The following is a 6,882-nucleotide window of genomic DNA, read 5'->3' on the forward strand; positions in this document are numbered from 1 at the left end:
AGGTGATCCCGACCCCGGCGACCAGCCCGATCAGCGCCAGCGCCACCAGCGCGGCCGGGTCAAGCCCCGCCATCGGCCCGGCTCAGCGCGACGACGGCGAGGGGGAAGGCGAGGACGGCGAGGGGGAAGGCGAGGACGGCGGCGGCGGTTCGGGCGGGGCCAGCGCGCCGGACAGGAACAGCGTGGTCGCCGACGCGCTGGCCTCCTCCACGCTCAACCGGTGGCGGATCACCCGCGACACCACGCCCTCCAGCAGGCTGAAATACAGCTCGGCCAGGGTGTGGACGGGCAGATCGCACCGGAACGCCCCGCTGGCCACGCCGCGCTCGAACACCGCCTGCAGCGGCGCCGCGAGCTGCCGCTCCATCCGCCGCGCCTCCCGGGGCGTCTTCTCGAACAGACCGAGAGCCCGGTAGCGCCCGGTCGCCGCGATCGTCGCGCGCGTCATCCTGGCCACCGCCTCCTCGATCGGCACCGAGTCCAGCCGCGCGTCGGCGAGCCTCTCGGTCATGTCCGCCAGCGCCGCCTCGTAGAGGGCGTACAGCAGCGCGTCCCGGTTGGGGAAGTACCGGTACAGCGTCGCCCGCGCCACCCCCGCCGCCTGCGCGATGTCGGTCATGCTCACCGACGCGCCCCGCTCGGCCAGCACCGAGGCGGCCACGTCGAGGATTCCGGCCCGCACATGGTCGCGCAAGATCATGTTCCTGCTCATCGCGCGGAACGCTACATCACCGTCGCACCACTCGACACCGTGTTTCCGCGGAGAGACAGCATGTCTTACCGGCCCCCGCCGACCGCGAGGCGGTGCCCGCCGAGCCTCACCGAGACGGCGGACCGGCCGGCGTCGGCGGTCACCGCACTAGGGCGGCGGGATCGGGACCTCGATGTGGCCGGGTGCGCCGCGCCGCAGCGTCGCGCGGCCGGCGGTGGCCTGCGCGGCCCACGCCTCGAACTCCTCCAGGTCGGCGACGGGGACGGCGACGTCGGTCTCCACGCCCTGCCCGTAGCGGACGCCGGCGGGCTGCGTCCCGCGGGCGTGCAGGTCGCCGAGGAACCGTCCGGCCAGCGCGTGGTCCACGCCCACGGTGACCGTCACGGTCGGGCGCAGCTCCACCACTCCGACCGCGTCGACGGCGCCGGCGACCGCCTGCGCGTAGGCGCGCACCAGGCCGCCCGCGCCGAGCTTGACGCCGCCGAAGTGGCGGGTGACGACCGCGGCGGTGCCGGTCAGGCCGCGGCGGGTCAGCACCTCCAGCATCGGGACCCCCGCCGTCCCGGGCGGTTCGCCGTCGTCGCTGCTCTTGGCGATCTCGCCGTGCTCGCCGACCACGTAGGCGGTGCAGTTGTGGGTGGCGTCGCGGTGCGCGCGGCGGTGCCGGGCCAGGAAACGCACGGCCTCGGCCTCGTCGGCGGCGCGGGCGAGCGTGCAGACGAAACGGGACTTGCGGATCTCCAGCTCCCGGGAGCCCGCCTGTTTGATCGTGCGCATGGTCGTCACCGAGTGTAGGCCCCGCCCCGCGCGGGCCTCGGCGGCGCCCTCCGGAGCCGGCCGGTTTGACGGCGTGCGCCGCCGGGCGGCAGCGTGGCGTGATGCATGCATTGGACCACCTGTACCGCCGCTGGCTGTTCGAGGTGTGGACCGGCGACTTCGGCGTCACCGAGCAGATCCTCGCCCCCGACTTCACCGGCCACTGGCCGAACCTGGAGGTGCACGGCCCCGCGGAGGCCGCCGAGCAGGTCCGCCGGTCACACGAGTACTTCACCGGCGTCCGCACCACCCTGGACGTCGGGCCCGTCGTCGAGGGCGACGGCGGCGACGGCATGGTCGCCGCCGGATGGAGCTTCCACGGCGCCTACCGCGGCGGCATCCCCGGCGCCACCGCCGAGCCCGGCACGCCCGTGTCGTTCCGCGGCCAGGACATCTTCCGGGCGCGGGACGGCAGGCTCGCCGAGTACTGGGTCGTCTCCGACGCCCTGGGCATGATGGCCGCCTCGGCGCGCTCGGCTGACGCGCCCCCGCCGCCCCCCGGGGCTCCCGGGGCCGGTCAGACCAGGTCGATCAGGTCGACGATGGAGGGCACGATGCGGTTGGGGCGGAACGGGAACCGGGCGATCTCGTCCTCGCCGGTCACGCCGGTCAGCACCAGGATCGTCTCCAGCCCCGCCTCGACGCCGGCGACGATGTCGGTGTCCATGCGGTCGCCGATCATCGCGGTGCTCTCGCTGTGCCCGCCGACCCGGTTCAGCGCCGTGCGCATCATCAGCGGGTTCGGCTTGCCGACGAAGTAGGGCTCCACCCGCGTCGCGCGGGTGATCATGGCGGCGACCGCGCCGCACGCGGGCAGCGAGCCCTCCGGGGACGGGCCGATCGGGTCGGGGTTGGTCGCCACGAACCGCGCGCCGCCCTCGATCAGCCGGATCGCCCGGGTGATCTGGGAGAAGCTGTAGGTGCGGGTCTCGCCCAGCACCACGTAGTCGGGGTCGATGTCGGTCAGCACGAACTCGGCCTCGTGCAGCGCCGTGGTCAGCCCCGCCTCCCCGATCACGTACGCCGTCCCCTGGGGCCGCTGGTCGGCCAGGAACCGGGCGGTCGCCAGCGCCGACGTCCAGATCGCCTCGGCCGGCACCGACAGGCCCGCCGCCGCCAGCCGCGCCGACAGGTCCCGGCGGGTGTAGATCGAGTTGTTGGTCAGGACCAGGAACGGCTTGCCGGACGCCGACAGCCGCCGGATGAACTCCTCCGCCCCGGGGACGGGACGGCCCTCGTGCACCAGGACGCCGTCCATGTCCGAAAGCCAGTAATCGATCGGCCCGCGCTCGCTCATGTCCCCATTGTCGCAGGCAGGGATCTTCACTCGGACCGCACCGCGGGACGCCCGGCCGGGCGCGCACGGCGCCGCGCGGGCGTTGACCTGCGAGTGACGCGGATCATAGATTTTCGGGGACGGCGCACCGAATCGTGTTCGGCGACGGGGCCGCGCGGCGGTGCGCCGCGACCCCGCGGGAGGCGCGCAGTGCAGGACCAGCAGGTGCACGACCAGCAGGTGCAGGACCAGGGGTTGCCGGCCGTCGCCGAGGTCAGGGCGGCGATGACGGCGCCGGGGCAGCTGTTCGAGATGGACGAGGCCGACGTCCGCGGCACGCGGATCCGCGTGTGGAAGAACGCGCCGCCCACCCTCCGCGACATCCTGGAGCTCTCCCGCGCCCACGGCGACGTCCCGTACCTGGTCTACCAGGACGACCGGGTCGGCTTCGCCGACCACTACGCGCGGGCCGCCGCGTTCGCGCGCCGCCTCATCGACCGGTACGGGGTCGCCAAGGGCGACCGGGTCGCGATCGCGATGCGCAACTTCCCCGAATGGTCGGTGGCGTTCTTCGGCGCGGCCGCCGCCGGCGCGGTCGTCGTGCCCTTGAACGCCTGGTGGAGCGCCGCCGAGCTGGAGTACGGCCTCACCGACAGCGGCGCCAGGGTCCTCATCGCCGACGCCGAGCGGGCCGAGCGCCTCGTCGGAGTCCTGCCGGGCCTGGGCGTCCCCTGCGTGGTCGCCCGCGCGGACGGCGCCGTCCCGGCGGGGTGCGAGGCGTTCGAGGACGTCCTCGGCGAGGTGGGCGACCCCGCCGGGGCGTCCCTGCCGGACGTGGCGCTCGACCCCGACGACGACGCCACCATCTTCTACACCTCCGGCACCACCGGGCGCCCCAAGGGCGCCCTGGGCACCCACCGCAACATCACCACCAACCCCGTCAGCCTCGCCTACGGGATCATGTCCGCGGCGGTCCGCGGCGGCGCTGCGCCCGAGGACCTGGCCGTGCCGCAGCGCCGGGTGACGCTGCTCAGCGTCCCGTTCTTCCACGCCACCGGCTGCCACTCGGTGCTGGTGACCAGCGCGCTGCAGGGCGGCACCGTGGTGATGATGTACAAGTGGGACGTCGGCACGGCACTGCGGCTGATCGAGCGGGAGCGGGTCACCGGGTTCGGCGGCGTCCCCACGATGGCGTGGCAGGTGCTGACCTCCCCCGACTTCGACGAGTACGACACCTCCAGCCTCACCGGCGTCAGCTACGGCGGCGCCCCCGCCGCGCCCGCGCTCGTCGACAAGATCAGGGAGCGCCTGCCCGAGCGGGTCCCCGGCAACGGCTACGGGCTGACCGAGACGTCCTCGGTCACCACCTACAACGGCGGCGTCAACTACCTGGAGCGGCCCGACAGCGTCGGCCCGCCCGTCGCGGTCTGCGACGTCAAGGTCGTCGGCCCCGGCGGCGAGGAGGTGCCGGCCGGGGAGGTCGGTGAGCTGCTCATCAGGGGCCCCAACGTCATCAAGGGCTACTGGAACAGGCCCGAGGAGACCGCGCAGGCGTTCGTGGACGGCTGGTTCCACAGCGGCGACCTGGCCCGCCTGGACGGCGACGGCTTCGTCTACATCGTCGACCGCGCCAAGGACATGCTCATCCGCGGCGGCGAGAACATCTACTGCGCCGAGGTCGAGGCCGCCCTCTACGGGCATCCCGCCGTCGCCGACTGCGCCGTCATCGGCGTCCCCCACCAGGTCCTCGGCGAGGAGGTCGGCGCCGTGGTCGTGCTTCGGCCCGGCGCCGACGCCACCGAGTCCGGCATCCGGGGCTTCCTGGGCGAGCGGATCGCCGCGTTCAAGGTGCCGGTCCACTTCTGGTTCCGCGACGAGGCCCTGCCCCGCAACCCCGGCGGGAAGATCCTCAAGACCCGCCTCCGCGAGGAGCTCCTCACCTGACCCGGCGCGTCCCCCGCGCCCGCCCCCCAACGCGCAACGGGGCGCCCCGGGACAGGTCCCAGGGCGCCCCGTTCGGAGCGGCCGGCGTTCAGACGTTGACGCCGAAGTCGGACGCGATGCCCGTCAGGCCCGAGGCGTACCCCTGGCCCACGGCGCGGAACTTCCACTCCGCGCCGTTGCGGTACAGCTCGCCGAACACCATCGCGGTCTCGGTCGAGGCGTCCTCCGACAGGTCATAGCGTGCGATCTCGCTGTTGTCGGCCTGGTTCACCACCCGGATGAAGGCGTTGCGGACCTGGCCGAAGCTCTGCTGGCGGCCGTCGGCGTCGTAGATCGAGACCGGGAACACGATCTTGGCGACGTCGGCGGGGACGGTCGCCAGGTTCACCTTGATCGCCTCGTCGTCGCCCTCGCCCTCACCGGTGAGGTTGTCGCCGGTGTGCTCGACCGAGCCGTCGGGGCTCTTGAGGTTGTTGAAGAAGATGAAGTGCTGGTCCGACAGGACCTTGTTCTCCGCCGAGCACACCAGGGCGCTGGCGTCCAGATCGAAGTCGGTCCCGGTGGTGGTGCGCACGTCCCAGCCCAGACCAACCACGACGGCGGTCAGTCCGGGAGCCTCCTTGCTCAACGAGACGTTGCCGCCCTTGCTCAGACTGACTCCCACTGTGTGTACCTCCGTATCCGGGTGCGGTCACCCGCGCGCGTTCGTCTGTCTTACGGGAAACGGTAGCCACATCGCGCGGGTTCCCCCTCCCGGTTGGCAAAATCACGGCGTGGCGTGCCGATATTCCCAGACCCCGGCCCCGCGCGGCCACCGCGGTCCGGCCGGTCGGGCCGTCACCCGGCGCCGAGGAACGCGGCGGGCGCGGTGATCGCGCCGGGCAGCTCGAACGCGGCCGCCAGTTCCCCGGCCCGCGGCGCCAGCTCGTCGCAGGCCCGCCGCCGCGCCGCCCACAGCTCGTCGAGCATGCCGGGCGGCGCCACGCCCTCGTTCAGCAGGTCGGCGGCGCGGCGGTCCAGGAGGCCGAGGGCGTGCAGGCGCAGCACGGGGCCCAGCGCCGGCGGGCCGGTGTCCAGCGCGGCGGCGCAGATCTCCAGGACGTTGCGGTCGGCGGCCGCCGCCGCGGTCCGCGCGGCCAGGACCAGGTTGCCGTTCCACGCGGTGAACGCGTCCTCGCCGGCCCCGGTCGCGGCCTCCACCCGCGCGGCGAGCCGGTCGCGCATGCGGCGCTCGGTGTCGCGGGCCAGGAACAGCCACACCGCCGGGGAGTCCAGGTCGCCGCCGTCGGGCGGACCGGCGCCCGGGTCGGGCGGGGCGTAGCGGTCCAGGTCGGCCATCGCGCGGGCGGTGTCGTAGAGGATCAGCTCGTTGTCGCCGCCGGCGTTCATGTAGGCGTGCGACAGGCCCCGGTAGGCGTTGAGGCGTTCGACGGCGGCGAACCCGGGCGCGCCGCTGTGCACCCGGCACGCCGACACCGTCTCCTGAGCCTGCGCGGTCGCGGCGGCCTTCAGCAGCGCCAGGTCGCGGTCGACCGCCGACCACGGCGCCCACGCGGTGTCGGGCCCGCCCCCGCCGCCGGCGTCGGCGGAGGTGCGGCGGGTCTGGGCGTGGGCGGCGACGGCGGTGAGCGCGTAGCCGGCCGCCAGCGCGCCCAGCACCGCCTCCTGCTGGTTGCGGTAGTCGGTCAGCGGGCGGCGCGGCGCGAGGCGGCCGAGCGTGGCGCGGCCCGCCGAGTGCGCCAGCAGCATCCCCGCGGACGCGCGCGTGATCGCGGCCGAGGCGGAGATGACGGCCCGCCACACCGCCGGGGCGATCCCCATCGACCGCGTCAGCCGCGCCGCCGGCGACCCGGCCGGATCGTGGAAGACCCCTTCGGCGCCCGTGCCCCCGCCTTCCACGGCCGCGCCGTCGATGGTCGCGCCGTCGCGCAGCCACGCCTCGTAGGGGACGTGCAGGCCGTCCAGGCGCACGGCGGCGTAGTCGACCTGCAGGCCCGTCGTCTCGGGCGCCTCGGTGATCCGCACCCCGGGCGGCACCGAGCCGTCCGGGCCGCGCAGCGGCACCACGAACACGAACACGCCGCGTTCCCGTCCGCCGTGCACGAGGGTGGCGTAGACGGCGGCGGTCTTGGGG

6 protein-coding genes and 1 pseudogene are annotated in these 6,882 nt (G+C 74.3%); 2 read left to right on the plus strand and 5 right to left on the minus strand.

The window, feature by feature from the left end:
* Positions 1-82 precede the first annotated feature (82 nt).
* Together E1281_RS35365 and E1281_RS35370 are read right to left on the minus strand one after the other, a co-directional pair.
* Positions 83-712, minus strand: a complete 630-nt coding sequence (locus E1281_RS35365) for a TetR/AcrR family transcriptional regulator (RefSeq protein ID WP_131884058.1) — start codon at positions 710-712, stop codon at positions 83-85.
* A 147-nt stretch (positions 713-859) separates the two neighbouring features.
* Complete coding sequence (locus E1281_RS35370; RefSeq protein ID WP_131884059.1) at positions 860-1,489, minus strand: YigZ family protein; 630 nt, start codon at positions 1,487-1,489, stop codon at positions 860-862.
* A 101-nt stretch (positions 1,490-1,590) separates the two neighbouring features.
* Between E1281_RS35370 and E1281_RS35375 the strand changes: the two are divergent.
* Positions 1,591-1,977 (plus strand): annotated as a pseudogene (locus E1281_RS35375) (nuclear transport factor 2 family protein); the annotation flags it as partial.
* A gap of 68 nt (positions 1,978-2,045) precedes the next feature.
* Here E1281_RS35375 and E1281_RS35380 read toward each other — a convergent pair.
* A complete protein-coding gene (locus E1281_RS35380) occupies positions 2,046-2,825 on the minus strand; it encodes an HAD-IIA family hydrolase (RefSeq protein WP_131884060.1) in 780 nt (259 codons plus the stop codon).
* A 189-nt stretch (positions 2,826-3,014) separates the two neighbouring features.
* On the opposite strand from E1281_RS35380, the gene E1281_RS35385 reads away from it, so the two are divergent.
* Positions 3,015-4,748: a class I adenylate-forming enzyme family protein gene (locus E1281_RS35385; protein ID WP_243717727.1), complete on the plus strand. Its 1,734-nt coding sequence runs from the start codon at positions 3,015-3,017 to the stop codon at positions 4,746-4,748.
* 88 nt (positions 4,749-4,836) lie between these two features.
* Here the strand turns inward: E1281_RS35385 and E1281_RS35390 are convergent, their stop codons facing one another.
* A complete protein-coding gene (locus tag E1281_RS35390; protein ID WP_131884061.1) occupies positions 4,837-5,412 on the minus strand; it encodes a TerD family protein in 576 nt (191 codons plus the stop codon).
* A gap of 173 nt (positions 5,413-5,585) precedes the next feature.
* On the minus strand, positions 5,586-6,882 hold a 1,297-nt coding region (locus E1281_RS35395; RefSeq protein ID WP_131884062.1), incomplete at its 5' end, for an acyl-CoA dehydrogenase.

The organism is Actinomadura sp. KC345 (genome assembly GCF_004348515.1).
In the GTDB taxonomy this organism is placed as follows: Bacteria; Actinomycetota; Actinomycetes; order Streptosporangiales; family Streptosporangiaceae; genus Spirillospora.

Coding starts and splice junctions, on each gene's coding strand:
- E1281_RS35365 (WP_131884058.1), bottom strand. CDS start 712: ATGAGCAGGAACATGATCTTGCGCGACCATGTGCGGGCCGGAATCCTC.
- E1281_RS35370 (WP_131884059.1), bottom strand. CDS start 1,489: ATGCGCACGATCAAACAGGCGGGCTCCCGGGAGCTGGAGATCCGCAAG.
- E1281_RS35380 (WP_131884060.1), bottom strand. CDS start 2,825: ATGAGCGAGCGCGGGCCGATCGATTACTGGCTTTCGGACATGGACGGC.